Below are 20763 nucleotides of genomic sequence, written 5' to 3'. Positions count from 1 at the left end.
TCTCCCGACTGATCAAGTTTCTTACCTTCTTCTGTTTCCACTTGCTTCGGCATTTCTTCTACTTGCTCTGGGTTCTTTTCCACATCTTCTTCTGTTGTTTCTCCCGACTGATCAAGTTTCTTACCTTCTTCTGTTTCCACTTGCTTCGGCATTTCTTCTACTTGCTCTGGGTTCTTCTCTCCAGTTTCTTCTGTTGTTTCTCCTGCCTGATCAAGTTGGCTTTCTCCATCTGTTTCTTCTTGTTTCGGCGTTTCTTCTACTTGCTCTGGGTTCTTCCCTCCAGTTTCTTCTGTTGTTTCTCCTGCCTGATCAAGTTGGCTTTCTCCATCTGTTCCTTCTTGCTTCGGTGTTTCTTCTACTTGCTCTGGATTCTTCCCTCCAGCTTCTTCCGACTGTTCTAGTTTCTTGCCTTCTTCTATTTCTTCTTGCTTCGGCGTTTCTTCTACTCGCTCTGGATTTTTTTCTCCAGCTTCTTCCGACTGTTCTAGTTTCTTACCTTCTTCTATTTCTTCTTGCTTCGGCGTTTCTTCTACTTGCTCTAGATTTTTTTCTCCAACTTCTTCCGACTGTTCTAGTTTCTTACCTTCTTCTATTTCTTCTTGCTTCGGCGTTTCTTCTACTCGCTCTGGATTTTTTTCTCCAGCTTCTTCCGACTGTTCTAGTTTCTTACCTTCTTCTATTTCTTCTTGCTTCGGCGTTTCTTCTACTTTCTCTAGATTTTTTTCTCCAGCTTCTTCCGACTGTTCTAGTTTCTTGCCTTCTTCTATTTCTTCTTGCTTCGGCGTTTCTTCTACTCGCTCTGGATTCTTTCCTCCATTTGTTCCTTCTAGAGATTCTTTTGCTTCCTTTATTTCTTCCGCATTTTCTTCCATATTCTCAAGCCGCTTTTTGGTCTCGATATTTTCCTTTTCAACCTTTTTGGCCTCCATAACTTCCGGAGAATCTACCTCAGGATTTATTTCATCTTGTTCATTTTGCTGCTCTGTTATGTCCTTATTTAATTGCTTTTGATATTTATCAAAACTAATATTCCGATTATTTTCAGCAAGTTCATCTTCAATCGTTTCCTGCTTACGCCCCTCAAATTGTTCATTATATTTATCAAAATTATAAGCCTGCTTCTTCTTGCTTGCTTCCTCTATACTTTTTTCTTTCTTTTCTTCAAGTTTGTCTTCTTCCTCTACTTTATCAACGTGGTCTTTTCGATCGAATTCTTTCATATTCATTCATCCTTTAGTAGATTATGTTTCATATAATTTATTACAGCTTCTCGTTTATAGCTTTCTTCTAAATCTCTGTTATCTAAAAAGACATTTAAAGTACATAATCTCGTATGATAATTTCGGAGTGAGCTCATTCCATTCTTTTCTAACATTTCAAACAATCCTTCAAACCAATCTGGTTTAAATTCTGCATTTTTAGCGTCATCTAACATGTCGCGTAACCAATTTTGCTTCACAATAAATCCCTTTATTTTTCCCATCTCTTCACGACGATTACACTTATCCATACAAAAGGCGCAAGCAGGACCAAAATCATATTTTCTATCATAATGATGAAATTCGTTTTTCACTGCATCTTTCACATTTTGAATAACAGTTTTTCTTGGATAATCAAAATCTTCCTTTACATAAGGCATTTGTACGAGTTTTGGCCGCATATCTCCTTCTGCATAAACAGCAGCAAATCCTCTTCTTAAAGAACTAATGTATTCAATTTGTTCTTGTGTCATATTCATAGATTGTCCAATTAACTCACGATCTTCCTGCATAACAATTCTATGAACAATTTTTAAATTTGTATTTTTTAATGTATCCGGTGCTAGTTTCGTCGGAACTTGATCCGCAATTAAAAAACCTTGTCCATAACTACGAATTTCGGCTAATAAATTTGTGAAAAATTCTACTGATTTCGCACGAACATTCCCTTCCCCACCACTTGATACATTAGCTAACAATCTATGTGCTTCTTCAATTAAAATCAGATGTTCAAACCCTTTATTTCTAGTAAGCTTCGTTCTTCTATATTCATACAATTGGACTAAAATAATTCCCATCATAAATGCTTTTACATCATCATCGCCTATATCTTCTAGTTCCAAAATGACAGGTCGAGACAATAAATCCGCAATTGGAATAGACTTATCTGTATTTAACATGGCACCTTTGCCACCAACACGTAATGAGTGTATCCTTGCCTTAAGTGCTGCCGTAATATCTGATTTTAAGCGTTGATCATATCCTAAATTATCAACAACAACATCAACTTTGTAATATAAGTCATCTAAGGTTGGAAAAACATTTGCACCGTATTTATTTTTATTACTTAATATGTCCCAGCCTCGATCTTCATATATTTGATAAATGCTAGTTTCTAAAACATGCGGCATTGGTGCATAAAGCTCAAAGCTCGCCTTAAAAGTTGATAGCACATAATCAATATGAGTCTGTAATGGAACGCCTTCTATTTTTTCAAATGGGTTAATTCGATACGGAACAGAATTTTCATCCTCCGCTCCCAAGGTAAAGACTAAAACATCTTCAAAACCTTCCATATTGTACATTTCCCAATATTCCCGTTTAGCTGATTCGATTACCATGAAAGGAATACGGTGTTTATTCCATAAATTACGAAGCAGTCCTTTAGAAGTATTAGACTTACCTCCACCCGTAATTCCTACAATTAAACCATGTCGGCTTAAATCCATTAAATCCATATCATAGATGAGATTACTTGGCTCTAATTTTTCATACGACTTTATTTCTTCATTGCCATTAATGATCTTTCCTACTGTAAAACTATTACTTTCATCATGGATTGAACGACGGTTCGCAACATCAAACTCCACATACTGATCAATATAAAAACCCGGCATTTCTTTCCGTGGGATTTGGCATAAAGTTGAAAGCTCTCCAGTCGGCAAAATCGTTTGATACAAATACTTATAGCAATGAACTTCCTTCGTAATCCCTTCACCATGCAAATCCCATACTCCTATCGGATGCTTCATAGCCTTCTGGCGTGGTAATTCATTCGCTGGAAATTGAAAATTAGACGCATAGTATAAAATGTCATCTACTGGTAAAGCTCTTATTTTCTCCGGTTTAGATTGTTCACCATTATAAACAGAAGTAATTAAGTTTCTTAGCTTTGTTGCATTTACGAATTGATCCGCTAAATAGTATCCAGCAACTCTCCACATTCCCATCGTTCTTCCACTATCTATGCTCTCTTCTAATGAATTAAGATTGTCCACGTACTTTTGAATGGTTAAGTTCGTTACTTCCCAAGATTCCTTACCTAGACTTCCACCTGATTCGGATACTTTAATAAACTTACTTACGTTATCAATTTCATTCAATACCCTTTCATGCGCTAATGTCACTTGAAAAGGACTCATCGATTTCGCAACCACAATATACGCCCAAGAACCCCCATACATCCCGGTACATAAACGTTCAATTTGTTGACTCTTACTTTCTCCAAAAGTTTTATTAGTCGGGATACCTGTAATAATTCCTCCGTTATTCCCGATTGAACGTAACTTCCGTGACATCTCATCCATTTCCACTTCTTGCAATTTGGCATAAGGATATGAGGCATGCAATGAAGAAGATAAAATGGACTGATTGAATTGATCCGTTCCAACATAAACACCTATTTCTTTCGGACTACCAATCAGTAAAAATGTAAACGTTGACTGTAAAGATGAAAAACCACTAAGCACATCACTCATAATGGCATCAAAGTCAAATTCCTTTTCGTCCTTTCCCTCCCAAAAATTTGCAAGACCTTTTATTTTAACGAAACTAAGTTGTCCCAATGGTTCCATATTTAAATCCGGACTTAAATTCGATTTATCCAAATAAGACTTTCTCAATAAATGATCTTTTTCTCTTATTTCTACTGTATCTATGTTATGTAAGCGCAAAGAAATCCCCCCATTAATAAACTAAAGACTGCATAAAAAAGCACTCATACTTTTGAGTGCTCATTTTCATAATCTATTTAACGAAAAACCTTTTTAATCATTATCCAAATTCCAAAAAGAACGATGATTAACGGTAATATGGCAACAAATATATTTGATAAGAAAGTTAAAATGACAGATACCACTAAATTAACAAGCCCAATCCAGTCAAAAGAAATAACAAAATTAATAATAGAGAATAATAAGAATATAATAATTGCCGTCAAAAATCTTACACTATTTGCTGACATACCACTATTGACTGAAACTGTCGTGTTGCTATTTAAATTTTCAATATGCTTAGCTACTACTGTCCCATGACGATCGCGCTTTCCAAACACTTGAACTAAATTATGATCTCCAATTTTCCCTCTTACAATTTTTCCATATACAACTACTTCATGCCCTTCTCCATCTTGATCATACACTTGGAATGTATTCATATATCCATCCTTCATAAATGGAATTCCTTTTATACATGCATCAAACCATCTTCCAAGCATTTTACCTGGTATTACATCCTCTTGAAAATTACTTACCTGCCCTTTTATTGATCCATTCTTTTTAGCCTTACTTACTTTTATTGTTTCTCTCGCTGCACTTGTTTGCTGCTCCGTATATGTAGATTCAAATGGATCAGTTGTTTTATTAGGGGGGATGGGCTTCTTTTCTTCATAGAAAGTATTATCAAATACATCCGCAAAATCATCATTTACCGTAGTATTCGCTGATTTCTTTTTCATCCTTAAAAAGTTTTTACACTTCGGACATTCCCCAACATTTTTAGGATATTCCACCCCATCTAAACATATTGGACATTCTTTCACTTCTCTCTCTCCTCCCAAGGCAAGCCTTGCATAAAATAAATATTACATTTCTATACATATTTTAGTATATAATAGGAATTTAATTTTAATAAGCTATTTTTTTATATTTTTAATAATAAAACTCTTTTTCTATATATAAAGAATAAAAAATTTTATTTACAAAAATATAACTAAGTACTCGAACATACAATAAAGTGATCCTTTAATCAGATGAGTTTTGTCCCCCCTCTCATTATTAACCACACCAATTAGGCCTGTACGTGCAGTTAATGCTGAATACAGCAAGCAACAACTAAAAAACAAAAAGACCCTAACCTCCTCAAACTATACAGGAAATTAGAGTCTTGTCTCATTATTCATTGATTAAATTAAAAAACTATGTTAAATTAGTACAGAAACACATTTTACAAAATACAAAGAACGTACTTATCCGTATCTTAATTGTACACCAAAACACATCTTCAGTCAACCTCTATTTTTCACTTTTAAAGGAGTGCTTACCGTATGAACAAAAAACTTGATTTAGAGCAAAAACGATTGGATACCGTAATTGAAACAATTACGGAGCAAATTGATAAACTGGAAAACGAAACTGGCAGACGCCGGGCAGAAGTAATCAATATTCGTAAACACTTTTGGGATGATGTGAAAGTGAACACTGATACTTTTGATGATTATCTGGAAACAGTTATCAACTTAAGGCAACAAGCTCAGTCACTAGCTGTCACACAAATTACTCATAAGCACACCTTTAATCGACTTGCCGCATTAAGACGCATGCATAAAGCACCTTATTTCGGAAGAATTGATTTTAAAGAAGAAGGAGAACCTGCTGCGGAGAAAATTTATATCGGTGTAGCCACGCTTACTGATGCAAGCGGAGAAAACTTTCTTATATATGACTGGCGCGCACCTATTTCGAGTGTGTACTATGATTATCCACCAGGACCGGCTGAATACAGTACACCAGGAGGCGTAATTCACGGTAATGTGGAGAAAAAATTACAATACATTATTCAAAATGGCGAGATTGATTCTATGTTCGATACGAGCCTTACAATTGGTGATGAGATCTTGCAACAAGCGCTCGGAAAAGGTACGAACAAACATATGCAAAGTATCGTTGCTACAATTCAGCGCGAGCAAAATGAAATTATTCGTCACGATGAAGGCCGACTTCTTATCGTGCAAGGAGCTGCTGGTAGCGGTAAAACGTCTGCTGCGCTGCAACGAATCGCCTACTTACTATATAAATATCGCGAATGGCTCAAAGCGGATCAAATTATTCTCTTCTCCCCTAACTCTATGTTCAATAGCTACGTATCTAACGTACTACCTGAACTTGGCGAAGAAAATATGCAGCAAGTGACATTCCAAGAATATTTAAACCATAGACTAAGCAAGTCATTTGATGTTGAAGATCCTTATGAGCAATTAGAATATATGCTAACTGAAACGAATAGCCCTACCTATAAAACGAGAAATGCGAGCATCCGATTTAAGGCATCTACTCAATTTTTCGAAATGATTAGAACGTACAGAGAATCTCTTGAATCTTCAGGCATGCTATTTAGGGGAATGAAATTTAGAGGAAAGTTAATTGTTTCTGCTAAAGAAATTACAGAGCAGTTTTACAATACCGATTCCTCCCTCCGCTTCCATAATCGAATTGAAAAGTTAACGGATTGGCTAAATAAACAAATAGATGAAATTGAAAAAACAGAACTGAAAAAGCCTTGGGTAGAAGAGGAAATTGAATTACTTAGTAAAGATGAATATCAAAAGACTTATAAATATTTACAAAAAAAAGGTGAGTTTGACGACAACTCCTTTCAAGATTTTGAAAAAGAAACGAGAGTACTTGGACGTATGATTGTCCGTAAAAAATTGAAGCCACTGCGTAAAGGCGTTCAAACATTACGCTTTATCAATTTCACGGGCATATATAAACAACTTTTCACAGATGCATCATGTGGGACTGGAGAAAAACCGAAAGAATGGGATGACATTTGTTCTTTAACGGTGAACATGCTCGATGAAGGAAAACTATATTACGAGGATGCGACTCCATTTTTACTTTTAAAAGAGTTAATTGAAGGCTTCCAAACGAACAGATCGATTAAACACGTACTCGTAGACGAAGCGCAAGATTATTCACCGTTTCAGTTCGAGTTTTTAAAACGTCTCTTCCCTGCCGCAAGAATGACAGTACTCGGAGACTTTAACCAAGCAATATTTGCCCATGCGAGTGAAACGGTGAATTTCGATACACTTACGAATTTATACGGACCAGACGAAACGAACGGCATTAACTTAACTCGTAGCTATCGCTCAACAAAACCGATTATTGAATTCACACGTGCTCTCGTACCAGAAGGAAAGAACATTCACGCCTTTGAACGTGACGGTGAGAAACCTACAGTGACGAAAGTATCAAATGATAGCGAACTGCACAAACATATTACTGCCAAAGTTGCTGCACTACAAAAAGAGCAGCACAATACGATCGCAATTATATGTAAATCTGCAGCCGAAAGTGCAGCTGCTTACGAAGCGCTTAATCATATCGAGAATATTAAACTCGTGAAGAGTAACTCAGCCGAGTATGAGCAAGGCATCGTCGTGATCCCTGCTTATTTAGCGAAGGGTATTGAATTTGACGCTGTTATTATTTACGATGCTTCTAAAGATGTGTACAGTGATGAGAGCGTTCGTAGATTGTTCTACACTGCTTGTACGCGCGCAATGCATGAATTACAACTTTATAGCGTTGGCGAGGTTAGTCCTTTTATACTTGAGGCTGATTCGGAGAGTTTTGAGCTTATAATGAAAACACCTTGATAATTGAAGTGAACCCCGAAAACGGGACACATATTAGAACACCTCCCGAATTCGCATATTAAGTATGCAAATTCAATGGAGGTGTTCTTTTTATCATTTAGACTTGTACAATGCCTCGTATTTCTTCTAAACGTAAATTTGTAAACTTTGCAATATCTTCGATTGTCATTCCGTTTTTATGCATTCCACGAATTAATTGAATCTTACCTTCTTCAATCCCCTCTTTCTTTCCTTCATTACGAGCATGAGCGAACTTTGCGGCTTCATCCATTAAAGCTTTCTCTCTTGCCTCATATGCTTGTCGGAAAGAAGAATCTTGACTCATACGCTCCCATTTATTCATCGCTTTTTGTAAAATCGGATCATGGTTCATCGCAATGTCCTCCAATGTTTGGGTTAGTTGTTCATCCTCGTTTGCCGGAAGTAATAATAACCAACCAACGAACAAACAATAATTGTTTAAAAGCAAAATCAATGCGTAAATTCACTAATTGTTGGCTGGACATGAAAATTTCTCTCCCCATCTCATAAGAGGCTTTTCTTTTATTGTACATAAAATAGTGATACGCATGCAAACACGCACTTACTTAAATTTCATAAAACGCCCTGTATTTGCAGGCTATAACATCATTTTTCATGATGCAGACATACTTACGATTGACGTACTTCTTTCTTCACCTTTACTAGATCCTAACACTTCTGAAAAAGATGCGACAGAATATGCTTATTTACAGCAGCTAGCTGAATCAATTTCTCGTTCTGAATTATGTACTTCTATAAAAGCAAGTGCACTTATTTAAACACGAAAAGAGGGTTATTTATCATACCCCCCTTTTGCTATCTATTTACGTTTGTACTTGATCATAATAATAAATACCTTTATATGCAACTTATAATAAGTATCAAGGTGTCTTTCTCATTCTAAACGACATATCTTTACGTCGATATACACTCAACACAATTCCCATTATAAATGCATGAAACAGAGTTGGTATCAATCCATAGCTAATAAAAGGTAACGATATAGAAAAACGTGGTAATATCCCAAGAATCATGCCAACGTTACAAATGAAATGGATTGTGAAAAGAGTCACTCCACCAACGAGAAGCAATTTACCATAGCCATCATTGATTTTATAAGCTATGTTCATTATTCTTACTGCAAAAAGAGACAGAATCAAGACAAGAACTAGCGCAAGCACATATCCATAATAGTAAGTCAAACTCGCGAATACAAAATCAGTATGGGCAGCAGGGATAGCCTTTATATTTCCATATGTACCAAACCAACCTGCTGAAGACATCGCCTCTTTCAAACGTAAATACCATAGATCATGCTCCGGGTTTATAAATCCTAAAATTCTAGCTATCCGGTATTCTTTTACAGCAGACCAGGAAAATAGATCCCTAATAATAAAGGGTAAAACTGGTAATATTGTAATGAGCCATGCCGTTTTCTTTCCTAGCTTACTCCACCAAAGCATAACGAATACCATCGTAATATAGATGAAAATTGGTAAAAGAATTGATATAGCTGAAAATAGATATAAAGAAAATACGTACAACATGAGAAGATGTATAAACTTCAACCTACTATTATTGAAAAAAGAAGCCCAAGCTAGAAAAAAGAATGGTATCGTCATTAAACAGTCAATTTTGATAGGGCCAATTTTTATTATTGCTTCCCCAATCACGTAACCAGTTGGAAAACATTTTATAGCTAACAAGATAAGTACACCGATTGTATAAAACAGCCATCCGAGTCTTTCTAATTTCCGGTAATCAATCAGCATCATCACTACAACTGTTGCAACACCGAGAATAACAAAAATCACCTTATTCAGTAGTAAATCATTTGTATGTCCAAAAGCTATAACCGGCAAGAACCCTAATCCCATCGCAATCACTAATAAACCAATTAAAAACCAATCCACCTTTGGCTTATGTAGTTTGTTCAGTTCCCGGCCAAGTTTAATTGGACTCCCCATTTGCTCAACAGCCTTATCTTCAGCAACTTCCTCACTTAACCCTTTACCCATCCACATATTCTTAGCCTGTTTCAAGTGAAAATTCAGTTCAGTTGCTACTAAGTCCTTCGCTTCTTTTGATTTAATATGGTTCGTAACTTCTTTTAAAAAACGCTCCCCTTTTTTGTTCAATTTTTTCTCACTCCTGTACTAATCCTTTTAATATAAATTGCGCCTTCGTAGCATTTTTCTCTGCCTTCCGCAGCATCTTGTTTCCTTTATCATTTAATTGATAATATTTCGCTCCTGCATGATCCCAGCTAGATTGGATAAAGCGATTCTGTTCTAGACGATGTAATAACGTGTATAGAGACCCTTCATCCCCTTCGAATTTTTGAATCCCTCTCCCGCGCAGTAACTGCATCAATTCATAACCTGTTTTTTCATTCATAAGAAGTTGCAACACTGCTAAAAGGATATCTTCTTCCTTTTCGGACGATTGATTGATTTTTTCACGCACTCGTTTTCGATGTTGATCAGAAAAACTCAAATGTTTAAACGTTGTATTCTCCATTGATTTTCGCAGGCCTTTTAATCGATCTTCCATTTGATTATTCCTCCAATCCTTTCTTCAAAAGCTCCTTCGCTTTTTTCAGCCTCGTTTTTATCGTATTTTCCTTCACATCTATTACAATCGCAGTCTCTTTAATTGATAACTCTTCATAATAAAATAGATAAATAACTTCTCGATATTTGATCGGTAAATTCATTATTGCAGAAGCCAGTTCACGATCCTCCGCATTTTGAATAACTGTTTGTTCCACACTTTCTTTTTGACTTTCCATATACGTAAAGTCATCCTCTGTAACAATAACTTTTTTGTTATACCAACTTTTTAAATAATCCTTACAATGATTAATTGCAATTCTCCATAGCCATGTTTTTAAGTTCGAATTCCCTTTGTATGTATGAAGAGATTTATAACATTTCACAAATATATCTTGCGTTAAATCCTCCGCAACCTCTTTATTATTTACATATGAATACACAAGTTGCAGCACTTCTTGCCCATACTTGTTCATAATTTCATCGATAAGGAGTTCCTTATCTTCTATTTCAAACGCTTCTACCGTTAATTCATCCACACCACTTCCTCCTTCCCATATATTAGACGACGCACTGTATGGAAAAGTTTTATAAATTTATAAAAAAATACAGAGGGTAATAACGTTTTTTTATAAAACACTTCCTCAGCAACTTACATATAATAAACCGAATAGTCATTACAATACATTCACCTAAAGAGCGCCTCTCTCCCAAGGCGCTTTTTAGGTTTGTAATAAGGGGGGCTTAGTTTTTCTATCTTCAAAATTCCCCCTCATCGCTAAATGAAAAAGAGAACCGATTTAATCGAGTCCTCCTTCTTTCTAACACTCACTTAAAAAATCTAATATTTCATGGCCATACAAAGATGGATCGATAATATCAAAACCGATACATTCTTCATACAAGTGTAGTAGGCGTTGTCATCGGTAGAAGATACGTCGGTCCATGGCTAATTTCTGTATACAAAAAAGCGAGAACCACCCTGCTTCGTGGAAAAGGTAAGGGCGGTTCTCGGCTAAAACGTTAATGTAATTTTCTTATAACCGCACCTACTACCACCACAATAGCAAGTTAGGTTACAAAGGCAGAAGTTTCTCAGGCTTCTGTCTTCTTTATTTTATGCAAAATTCATACTATATACTCTACCATCATTGTAACACATTTTATTTATTTTTAGTCAAGATAAAAAACACCTAAAGAGTTTCTCTTCAGGTGTTTCTCTATTTTACGCTAACGCAGCTGCATGCTCTTGTTGATCTACAGGAATGACAGCGTCTGTTAATGCTTTTTCTAGTTCTGCTGTGTATTTCATTTGCTCTTCTTTACTCCAGCCTAGTTTTGTAGCCATGTAGTTGATTACTGCTTCTTTCCACTCGTATACCCAGTGGATGTTGAAGAATACAGCGCCTCTGCGGCGTACGAAGAAGTCGACTGGTTTTGCTGTCATTTCGTAATCCATTGCGTATACAAGTGGGATTAGAACGTCTAGCGGCATGTTGTATTCTTTCGCTTCGTCTTTATGTTTTTTCGCTAATTCGAACAATACGTCAACGTTAGAGCCATAGAATTTCGCGAATTCTTCTGCCTGTGCTGTCGTTAAACCGTATTTCGTACCTTCGCCTGCTTTTTTCGCGATAAATGCTGGTAATCCTTTAGAGCCATCTACATGTCCACCAGATATTGGCATATGTTTCGTTGAGCTCTTCGGATATGCACTATGGCCTTCTTTTTGTAGTAAGTTCGTTACATAGTCTACTACCATTTCAGCCATTTTGCGGTATCCTGTTAATTTACCACCTGCGATTGTAATTAAACCAGATTCAGAAGTCCAAATTTCGTCTTTACGAGAAATTTCAGATGCACTCTTACCTTCTTCGTAAATTAACGGACGAACACCAGCCCAGCTTGATTCGATGTCTTTTTCCGTAATTTTTACGCTTGGGAACATGTAGTTAATCGCATTAATGATGTATGTGCGATCTTCTGTTGTCATTTGTGGTACAGCTGCGTCTTTATCATAGAACGTATCTGTTGTACCTACATAAGTTTTCCCGCCGCGCGGAATCGCGAATACCATACGTTTATCTGGTGTATCGAAATAAATTGCTTGCCCTAATGGGAAACGTTTTTGGTCAATTACTAAGTGAACACCTTTTGATAACTGAAGTACTTTTCCTTTTTTCGAGTTATCTTTTTCACGAAGTGTATCTACCCAAGGACCAGCTGCGTTTACAATTTTCTTACCGTAAACTTCGTATACTTCACCATCTAGTAAATCGATTACACGTACACCACATACTTTTCCATCTTTATATAAGAAACTATCTACTTTTGCATAGTTAACAGCTTTTGCACCGTGCTCAATTGCTTCTTTCATTACTTCAATTGTAAGACGCGCATCGTCTGTACGATATTCTACGTAGTAACCGCCGCCTTTTAATCCTTCTTGTTTTACAAGAGGCTCTTTCTTCAGCGTTTCTTCACGGTTAAACATTTTTCTGCGCTCGCTTCGTTTTACACCTGCTAAGAAGTCGTATACACGAAGACCAATTGATGTACTGAATGATCCGAACGTACCGCCTGTATGGAACGGAAGTAACATCCACTCTGGTGTTGTTACATGGGGACCGTTCTCATATACGATCGCACGCTCTTTCCCCACCTCTGCTACCATTTTCACTTCAAGTTGTTTTAAATAACGTAGACCACCGTGTACAAGCTTCGTTGAACGACTTGATGTACCTGCTGCAAAGTCCTGCATTTCAAACACAATTGTTGATAACCCGCGTGTTGCTCCATCTAATGCAATACCAGAACCAGTAATACCTCCACCAATTACGATCACATCTAATTCTTGTTTATTTACTCCGTTTAATACGTCTTTACGTTGTTTACTTGAAAATTTCATGGTAATTCCTCCCTTTGATAACGAAAAAAGAGACCACAAACTCCGCTATAGATTTCGCCTCTATAGCGTGTTGTGGTCTCTCCAAATCTCCTACCGAATTATTAACTTGTCACCATTATAACACTGTTTATGATTATTTGAAAGCTTTTGTTGCTTCAATTGCTTTTTTCCATCCAGCATATAGCTCTTTGCTTGTTTCCGCTTCCATTGTTGGTTCAAAGCGTTTGTCCATATGCCACTGTTCTTTAATTTCATCTTGGTTTTTCCAATATCCAACCGCAAGACCAGCTAAGTACGCTGCACCTAAAGCTGTTGTTTCATTGATCACCGGACGCTCTACAGGAACATCTAAAATATCACTTTGGAACTTCATTAAGAAGTTATTTTTAACTGCTCCGCCATCAACGCGTAATGTTTTCAGTTCAATACCTGAATCTGCTTCCATTGCGCATAATACGTCTTTCGTTTGGTAAGCTAAAGATTCTAGTGTTGCACGAATGAAATGCTCTTTCGTCGTACCGCGTGTTACACCAAACATAGCACCGCGTACTTCACTATCCCAGTAAGGTGTACCTAATCCTACGAATGCTGGTACAACGTATACACCGTCAGTTGATTCAACGCGAGAAGCATACACTTCACTCTCACTTGCATCTTTAAACATGCGCATTCCGTCACGTAACCATTGAATTGCAGAACCTGCTACGAAAATACTTCCTTCTAATGCGTAGTTTACTTTACCATCTATTCCCCATGCAATTGTTGTTAATAGACCATGCTCAGAAGCTACTGCTTTTTCACCAGTGTTCATTAACATGAAGCAACCAGTTCCGTAAGTATTTTTCGCCATACCTTCACCGAAACAAGCTTGTCCAAATAATGCTGCTTGTTGGTCACCAGCTACACCTGCAATCGGTACATTTTGCCCGAAGAAGTGATAGTCAATTGTTTCTCCATACACTTCAGATGATGGACGTACTTCTGGAAGCATGCTCTTTGGTACTGTTAACATTTCTAGAAGCTCATCATCCCACTGTAAGTCGTGAATGTTAAACATTAATGTACGTGATGCGTTTGAGTAATCCGTTACGTGCGCTTTACCACCAGATAGTTTCCATACAAGCCACGTATCAATTGTTCCGAATAATAGATCGCCGTTTTCTGCTTTCTCTCTTGCACCTTCAACGTTATCTAAAATCCATTTTACTTTCGTACCAGAGAAATATGCGTCAATTAAAAGACCTGTTTTTTCGCGAACCATTTCGCCATAACCTTTTTCTTTTAACTCATCACAAATTTCAGCTGTTTGGCGAGATTGCCATACGATTGCGTTATAAATTGGTTTGCCTGTTGTTTTATCCCATACAACCGCTGTTTCACGTTGGTTCGTAATACCGATACCAGCGATTTGTTCTGGTTTTACATCTGCTTCGCTTAAGCAAGTTGCGATAACCGCTAAAATAGATCCCCAAATTTCTTGCGCGTTATGCTCTACCCAGCCTGGCTTTGGAAAATGTTGTGTAAATTCTTTTTGAGCTGAATGAACAATTTCACCCTTTTTATTGAACAGAATTGCACGTGAGCTAGTTGTTCCTTGGTCTAATGAAAGAATATATTTTTTCATATCGGTTTCCCCCTTATGCTACTTTTCTACTATTTGTATTGCTTCCACTTTTTTTACTTGTCATATAAGAGATTGCTAGTACAATCACAGTTGCAATAATTACATAAATAAGTGCTGCGTTTTGTTTTCCTTCAAATACAACTTGATGGAATAATCCTGCAAGTGATCCACCTAAAATTGGACCTACTACTGGAATCCATGCATACTTCCAGTTTGAACCGCCTTTTCCTGCAATCGGAAGGAAGAAGTGCGCGATACGCGGCCCTAAATCACGTGCTGGGTTGATTGCGTATCCTGTCGTTCCACCTAATGATAAACCAATACTTACAATTAAGAAACCTACGATAAATGGATTTAATCCATCTGCAAATTTATTTGCACCAATTGCTAATATACCAAATACTAAAACGAATGTTCCAATCATTTCACTTAAAAGGTTTGCAAATGTGTTCGGAATTGCTGGACCTGTTGCAAATACGCCTAACTTTGTTCCTGGATCTTCTGTTTCTTTCCAATGTGGTAAGTAATGTAAATATACGATAACTGCCCCGATAATTGCCCCAATCATTTGTGCTGCGATATAACCAGGTACGTCACTCCATGGGAACGCTCCCTTAAATGCTAATCCTATCGTTAAAGCTGGATTCAAATGTGCCCCACTAATTGATCCAACCGCATATGCTGCAACCGCTACTGCTAAGCCCCAGCCCATTGTAATAACAATCCAACCAGAATCTTTCGCAAACGACTTCTTTAAACTTACACCAGCACAAACGCCGCCACCAAGTACGATTAACAACGCAGTCCCTATTAACTCTCCTAAAAATGCTGACATAGTATCCCTCCACAATCAATTTAAACGCTTTCAAATGTGATAGAGGTAAAATGAATGGCCATTCGTTTTTGTCAAAAGAAAAAGACCCACAGCTTTGCACGCTTCTATATAAATTTATATAGAAACAATGAAATGTGGATCTCTTCTTTTCTCCGTCACGTTTATTAACTTGTCTATAATGTTAACCGTTAATGAAAGCGGTGTCAACAGAATTATTTCACATTTTCGTCACTTTTTTTGGTAATGTTTCCATAGTTCGCGTTTTGATGTCGTAATTGCTGTCGCACCAGCATTTAAAGCTCTCTCTACATCATCAACAGTACGAATGAAACCACCTGCTAAAATCGGTACACCAGTACGCTCTTTCACTTCAGCGATAACGTCCGTTAATGCTCCAGGAAGTACCTCAATATAATCCGGTTTCGTCTTATCTAAAAGATTGCAGCTCTTCTCCATCGCACTCGAATCGATTAAAAAGATGCGTTGTATTGCCACAACACCTTTTTGCTTCGCCTTCATAATCACGCTCGCCTTCGTTGAAAGTAACCCGTACGGTCTAAACTCCTGACATAAATACTCCGTCGCATGCCCATCACTCTGCAAGCCATGAATTAAATCCACATGTAAAAACACCTTTTTACAATATTGCTTCGCAAGCGATATAACACTCTTCAATTGACCGACATGAATATCTAAAATAACGATATACTCATACGAACTATGTAATAGCTTTTCCAAATCTTTAATTTGCCTCACTGCCGGCAAAATCTTTTGTTCATGAAATTCCATTCTAAATTTCCCCTTCTTTATGTCATCCTATCCTTTATAGTACACAATTTGAGTGAAAAGAACAGCTGGTGTAGGGGATTTCTTTCATTTTTCTCGTTCTTCTTTTAAACGTTTACTAAAAATCATACTATGTTTCTCACCTATCTACGTCTAGTATGAGCAAATACATGATGATGAGTAAAGCGAGTTGTCGTTGCGTTGGCTGTGCAACTTGTGCGTTACAGCTTATAATGGTGCTATTTAGTATGTACATTCTATATGCTATGTTCCAATAATAATTTCCCGAACAATAACCGTGCTTCTTAACATTGTCGTTTTGTATCGGTAAGTCGATATATTGAAAAAATCGTTGATATATTTCAGAAAATGAAAAAGTGGATAACGACATGTTATCCACGCTCCCATAATTATAATAAAACAGAATCCTTATCACTATCCTGATTACGTTTCTCGCGTTCTTCTGCTAAACGCTTCATATACACTTCGCCTTCTTTTTCGATAAACTCATTATCCATCTCTTGCTCTTTTTTCGAAGTATATAAAACCATGTAGCCACTTAATACGATTCCAACGATTACAAGATACACCCACCATGGTAAAGTTTCCACTCTACTTCATTCCTTTCCTTAGACAAGCCTTATTAGTTTCACTGTATGAGGAAAGAAGTGGATTTATGCTTAAAATTTTATTATTGTGGATTCTTCGCGAAGAACGCTTGTACATATTCCATAAACTCGATTGGTTCCTGGCGAAACGGTGCGTGGTATCCTTTTTCAATAATATGGAACGTGCTATTCGCAAATAGCTGATGATACAGTTCACCATTTTTCCAAGAAACGCTCTTATCATTTCTACCCCATATAATTAAAGTCGGCACCTTAATTTTATCGGCTTCCATCGCAATGCGGCGCTCTCTCATTTTCGTCAGCTGATCATAGTGCTCTTTATCGTCACGACTATTTTTCACTTCATTTTTATTGTAATCCGTAATCTCAGTTACAGTTTGTAAGTCTGTCGATAGCGGCGGCACTTCATAACTTTCTTTTTGCTGGAAAGACTCTATTCCTGTAGAATCCGCTAAAATGAGATGCGTTACTGCATCCGGATATAAATACGCTAAATTGAGGGACATCTCTCCGCCCATCGAATGACCAAGTACTGCGAATTGATCATATCCAAGCTTCTTCATTAACTTATAATATAAATTCACTTGCGCAGGAAACGAATACTCAAAATCAATTGGTTTAGAAGAACGTCCAAACCCTAAAATATCAACTGCAATAATTGTATGGTCTCTCGCAAGTTCCGGATAAATATCACTAAATCCATCAGATGAACCACCAAACCCATGCAGCATAAGTAAAGGTGGCTTTCCCTCACCAATTTTCTTAAAATAAATCGTCTGCCCGTCGATTTGTGCCATACTCTCTTTCGTATTCAGCTTCATCATAACAGTATCTTTCACTTCTTCGACCTTCGCAATCGGCTTATCAACAAAGTTACATACGATAAGCAAAACGAGCACAATACCGCTAATCATATAAAACTTAAACCGTTTCAACATTCCCGTCTCCTTTCTCTTGTTGCTATTTAAAGTTTTTACATTTTTTGGTTGTTTTATGTTCTCTTTTTTAATTGTAACTGATGTAGTTACAATTATACTAAAAAAATATTACTCACTGCTATTAGTGATAGTTATTTTGTAACTATTATAGTTACACATTTAAAGTAAGTCAATTCTTTTCTCTGCATGGCCTAAAAATAGAAAAAGGGACTTCATGTTGAAGTCCCTTTCTTTGTTATTATAGTTGGCTTACTCCGCCGCCGTCTCCTCTATTATCTGCTGGTGCTCCGCCATCTCCTTTATTGAAGTTGGCTGGCGCTCCACCCGTGTCTCCTCTATTAAAACTAGCATAGTCTGGTTTTACTGGTGCTCCACCAGTATCTCCTTTATTAAAGCTAACATAGTCTGGTCTTGCTGGTGCTCCGCCTGTGTCTCCTCGACTAGCGTATTGATTAGATTCAGTAGAGCTGTTTAATCCTATCGCTAAAGTCCCCAAAAGTGCTAATCCCGTTATTAATTTACTAAGTTTCCCCATTATTTCAAAGCTCCCTTTTCTAAATATTTTTTATTCGCTTTATTATTTATATAAAAATATTTACTTGCTTTGATATGATTACCTTCTTCATAAAATTGCATTGCTAATTTTTCACTGTATTCTTTTATACATTCTAACAAATTTTTACTTTCAAAATACGCAATGCTTTCTAATACAATTTTCTCCATTTCATTTGCATTAGAGCCCTTGTTCAATTCTTCCAATATCATAAAACGATATTGAAATTCTTTATTTTTTAATTCATTACATATTTCAATTCCCATCGCAATATATTTTTGCGCTAACTCAATTTTACCCAATTTACAATACTCTTCAGCCACTGTAAAAATCGCTTTATAATGTTTAGGTAATTTCTCAGCAACTTCAGCAGCATGACGAATGGCCAAATCAGATAGATTTTGAGTACCATATAACCAGGCTAAATTGTTTCTAATCATCAGAACGTACTTTTTATGATTTAATCTTTGGAATACATCTAAAGCAATATTAAAACTTTCTTCAGCTAATTCAAATTGCTTTAATTCCACGCAACATAAACCATATATATTCTCACATAGTGCAACATTAATTTGGTACCCAGGATGATTTACAAATTCTTCTTTCGCTTTTTGAATATGGTGAATAGCTTTCACTTCCTGGTATGTATGATAGTAAAATTCACCTAAACGATAATTAAATTCTGCTTTTTCACAAGGATTTTGAATGTATTCTAAAAATTTTTCTGCCTGTTCAAATTCTTTACTAGCTTCCTCATAATTTTCAACCATTCTAAAATAAAGTGCTTTAAACAAATGATAATAATAAGCTAGCAAACCTTCTTGCGGAACTTCAAAAGATTCTACTTGATTAAAGTTACCTTCTTTAACGGAAACCCAATCACTCAAAACTTGATACCTAAAATTCAATAACGCATGATAAAGCAATACATCTTGATCCACGTCCAAACCACTAATCTTACTATCTATCTCTTCCTTCATCTCCGTTGCTTTCTCTATATTTTGCTGCAACATTACACGATACCAATCATCTAAAGAATGTTTCATTTGCTCCCGCGTTACTACATCTGCTCCCATACACTCCGCATCCCCTTTTATCCAAAATTAGTATTTTTATACAATTATCAAAATTGTATATTACCACTCCTTTTCTATGCATTGAAAAACAATTGTCAGAAAACTCACTAGAATAAATAAAAAAGCAAGCAGTTCCAGCACTCCGCTAAAACTACTTGCTCTCCTACTTACTATCTCTATTTTTACTCTTTAATAAATTCCTTCGTACTTCTCACTGTATCAATTGGACGAACTAATTTTTCGATTTCTTCACGTTTTGGCTCTAGGAACGGAGGTAAAGATAATTTTTCGCCAAGTGTTTCGTATGGTTCATCTCCCATAAATCCTGGGCCGTCTGTTGCAAATTCAAATAAGATTTGTGGTGCAACTCTCGCGTATAATGACTCGAAGAAGTGACGATCTACATAGCCAGATGAAGGAAGCCCAACGCTACTGATTCTCTCAATCCATTCTTCTAATACAGCGCGATCTTCTACGCGGAATGCAGCATGGTGAACTGTACCAAAACCTTGTCGTGCTTCTGGAAGAACCGTATTATGTTCTACAATGACAGATGCACCGTTTCCGCCTTTGTTCACTTCAAATAAATAGAATTCTCCTTCTTGCGCAACCTCTTTAAATAATAGAACTTTTTCTAACACTTCTTTGAAGAAACTAAAGTTTGCAATGCGGATGAATACAGGTCCTAAACCAGTAATTGCATATTCTAATGGAACTGGTCCGTTTTGCCACGGTGTACCTGATTCGATCCCTTTATCAAGTTCATCTGAAATTAATTGATAGTGTTGATCATCGAAATCAACGAAAGAAAGAGTTTTCTTACCAAATTGCTCTTTAATTCCTGTATGTTCGACTTCCAGGCGGTCAAAACGTTTCACCCAATATGCTAACGCTGCATCAGTTGGAACACGGAATGAAGTTTTTGAAATTTCATTCGTACCATGCACTCCTTTTGGAATACCTGGGAAGTCAAAGAATGTCATATCTGTTCCTGCACTACCTTTATCATCTGCAAAGAATAAATGATACGTTTGAATGTCATCTTGGTTTACTGTTTTTTTAACTAAACGCATTCCTAAAATATGAGTGAAAAACTCATAGTTTTTTTCTGCACTACTTGTAATTGCTGTAACGTGGTGAATTCCTTTTAATTGGTTCATTTTATATTCCTCCGATGGTTTTAAATTTTATTTTATCTTTTCT

The 20763-nt window shown here is 36.6% G+C and carries 16 protein-coding genes and 2 pseudogenes; 2 read left to right on the top strand and 16 right to left on the bottom strand.

The features are described 5' to 3' along the window. The 3 genes from PDK19_RS08415 to PDK19_RS08405 form a co-directional block, all read right to left on the bottom strand. Positions 1 to 1220: hypothetical protein (locus tag PDK19_RS08415; protein ID WP_270706941.1), on the bottom strand; the 1220-nt coding region annotated here is incomplete at its 3' end. Positions 1221 to 1222: 2 nt separating this feature from the next. Further along, positions 1223 to 3931: an ATP-binding protein gene (locus PDK19_RS08410; RefSeq protein WP_049113878.1), complete on the bottom strand. Its 2709-nt coding sequence runs from the start codon at positions 3929 to 3931 to the stop codon at positions 1223 to 1225. 77 nt (positions 3932 to 4008) lie between these two features. Continuing rightward, positions 4009 to 4797 carry a hypothetical protein gene (locus tag PDK19_RS08405; protein WP_074567649.1) on the bottom strand — a complete coding sequence of 263 codons (789 nt, stop codon included), beginning with the start codon at positions 4795 to 4797 and terminating at the stop codon, positions 4009 to 4011. A 504-nt stretch (positions 4798 to 5301) separates the two neighbouring features. Here PDK19_RS08405 and helD point away from each other — a divergent pair. Then, on the top strand, positions 5302 to 7638 hold the full coding sequence (gene helD, locus PDK19_RS08400; protein WP_270706939.1) for an RNA polymerase recycling motor HelD: 2337 nt from the start codon (positions 5302 to 5304) through the stop codon (positions 7636 to 7638). A 97-nt stretch (positions 7639 to 7735) separates the two neighbouring features. Here the strand turns inward: helD and PDK19_RS08395 are convergent. Next, positions 7736 to 8083, bottom strand: a pseudogene (locus PDK19_RS08395) (Rpn family recombination-promoting nuclease/putative transposase); the annotation flags it as partial. A 151-nt stretch (positions 8084 to 8234) separates the two neighbouring features. Between PDK19_RS08395 and PDK19_RS08390 the strand changes: the two are divergent. Continuing rightward, positions 8235 to 8438: pseudogene (locus tag PDK19_RS08390) on the top strand (hypothetical protein); the annotation flags it as partial. Between the two features lie 102 nt (positions 8439 to 8540). Here the strand turns inward: PDK19_RS08390 and PDK19_RS08385 are convergent. The 12 genes from PDK19_RS08385 to PDK19_RS08330 all read right to left on the bottom strand — a co-directional run bounded on the left by PDK19_RS08385 (position 8541) and on the right by PDK19_RS08330 (position 20720). Then, positions 8541 to 9797 (bottom strand): FtsW/RodA/SpoVE family cell cycle protein, encoded by a 1257-nt coding sequence (locus tag PDK19_RS08385; protein ID WP_270706937.1) that lies wholly within the window; start codon positions 9795 to 9797, stop codon positions 8541 to 8543. Between the two features lie 7 nt (positions 9798 to 9804). Next, the gene (locus PDK19_RS08380) at positions 9805 to 10212 is read right to left on the bottom strand and encodes a PadR family transcriptional regulator (RefSeq protein WP_000390177.1); all 408 of its coding nucleotides are present in this window, start codon (positions 10210 to 10212) and stop codon (positions 9805 to 9807) included. 4 nt (positions 10213 to 10216) lie between these two features. Then, a complete protein-coding gene (locus tag PDK19_RS08375) occupies positions 10217 to 10750 on the bottom strand; it encodes a sigma-70 family RNA polymerase sigma factor (protein ID WP_270706935.1) in 534 nt (177 codons plus the stop codon). Positions 10751 to 11436: 686 nt separating this feature from the next. After that, the gene (gene glpD, locus PDK19_RS08370; RefSeq protein ID WP_000672811.1) at positions 11437 to 13119 is read right to left on the bottom strand and encodes an aerobic glycerol-3-phosphate dehydrogenase; all 1683 of its coding nucleotides are present in this window, start codon (positions 13117 to 13119) and stop codon (positions 11437 to 11439) included. Positions 13120 to 13252: 133 nt separating this feature from the next. Beyond that, complete coding sequence (glpK, locus tag PDK19_RS08365; protein ID WP_270706931.1) at positions 13253 to 14743, bottom strand: glycerol kinase GlpK; 1491 nt, start codon at positions 14741 to 14743, stop codon at positions 13253 to 13255. A gap of 13 nt (positions 14744 to 14756) precedes the next feature. Next, positions 14757 to 15578, bottom strand: coding sequence for a glycerol uptake facilitator protein GlpF (glpF, locus tag PDK19_RS08360; RefSeq protein ID WP_001272193.1), 822 nt, complete (start codon positions 15576 to 15578; stop codon positions 14757 to 14759). Positions 15579 to 15806: 228 nt separating this feature from the next. Continuing rightward, complete coding sequence (gene glpP, locus PDK19_RS08355; RefSeq protein ID WP_000394284.1) at positions 15807 to 16367, bottom strand: glycerol uptake operon antiterminator GlpP; 561 nt, start codon at positions 16365 to 16367, stop codon at positions 15807 to 15809. A 407-nt stretch (positions 16368 to 16774) separates the two neighbouring features. Further along, the gene (locus PDK19_RS08350; protein ID WP_000449227.1) at positions 16775 to 16975 is read right to left on the bottom strand and encodes a sporulation YhaL family protein; all 201 of its coding nucleotides are present in this window, start codon (positions 16973 to 16975) and stop codon (positions 16775 to 16777) included. 80 nt (positions 16976 to 17055) lie between these two features. Beyond that, positions 17056 to 17928: an alpha/beta fold hydrolase gene (locus PDK19_RS08345; protein ID WP_208735899.1), complete on the bottom strand. Its 873-nt coding sequence runs from the start codon at positions 17926 to 17928 to the stop codon at positions 17056 to 17058. Between the two features lie 241 nt (positions 17929 to 18169). Next, the gene (locus PDK19_RS08340) at positions 18170 to 18466 is read right to left on the bottom strand and encodes a hypothetical protein (RefSeq protein WP_014893242.1); all 297 of its coding nucleotides are present in this window, start codon (positions 18464 to 18466) and stop codon (positions 18170 to 18172) included. Continuing rightward, positions 18466 to 19560 (bottom strand): response regulator aspartate phosphatase, encoded by a 1095-nt coding sequence (locus tag PDK19_RS08335; protein ID WP_074615279.1) that lies wholly within the window; start codon positions 19558 to 19560, stop codon positions 18466 to 18468. Before PDK19_RS08335 ends, PDK19_RS08340 begins: the two co-directional genes overlap by 1 nt. 182 nt (positions 19561 to 19742) lie before the next feature. Further along, positions 19743 to 20720, bottom strand: coding sequence for a ring-cleaving dioxygenase (locus PDK19_RS08330; protein WP_001072534.1), 978 nt, complete (start codon positions 20718 to 20720; stop codon positions 19743 to 19745). Between the last annotated feature and the right edge of the window lie 43 nt (positions 20721 to 20763).

The sequence above is a fragment of the Bacillus cereus group sp. BcHK124 genome, from assembly GCF_027712065.1.
GTDB classification, from domain to species: Bacteria; Bacillota; Bacilli; order Bacillales; family Bacillaceae_G; genus Bacillus_A; species Bacillus_A pacificus.
Note: the sequence above shows the minus strand (reverse complement) of the source record. Positions and strands in the feature narration are given on the sequence as shown.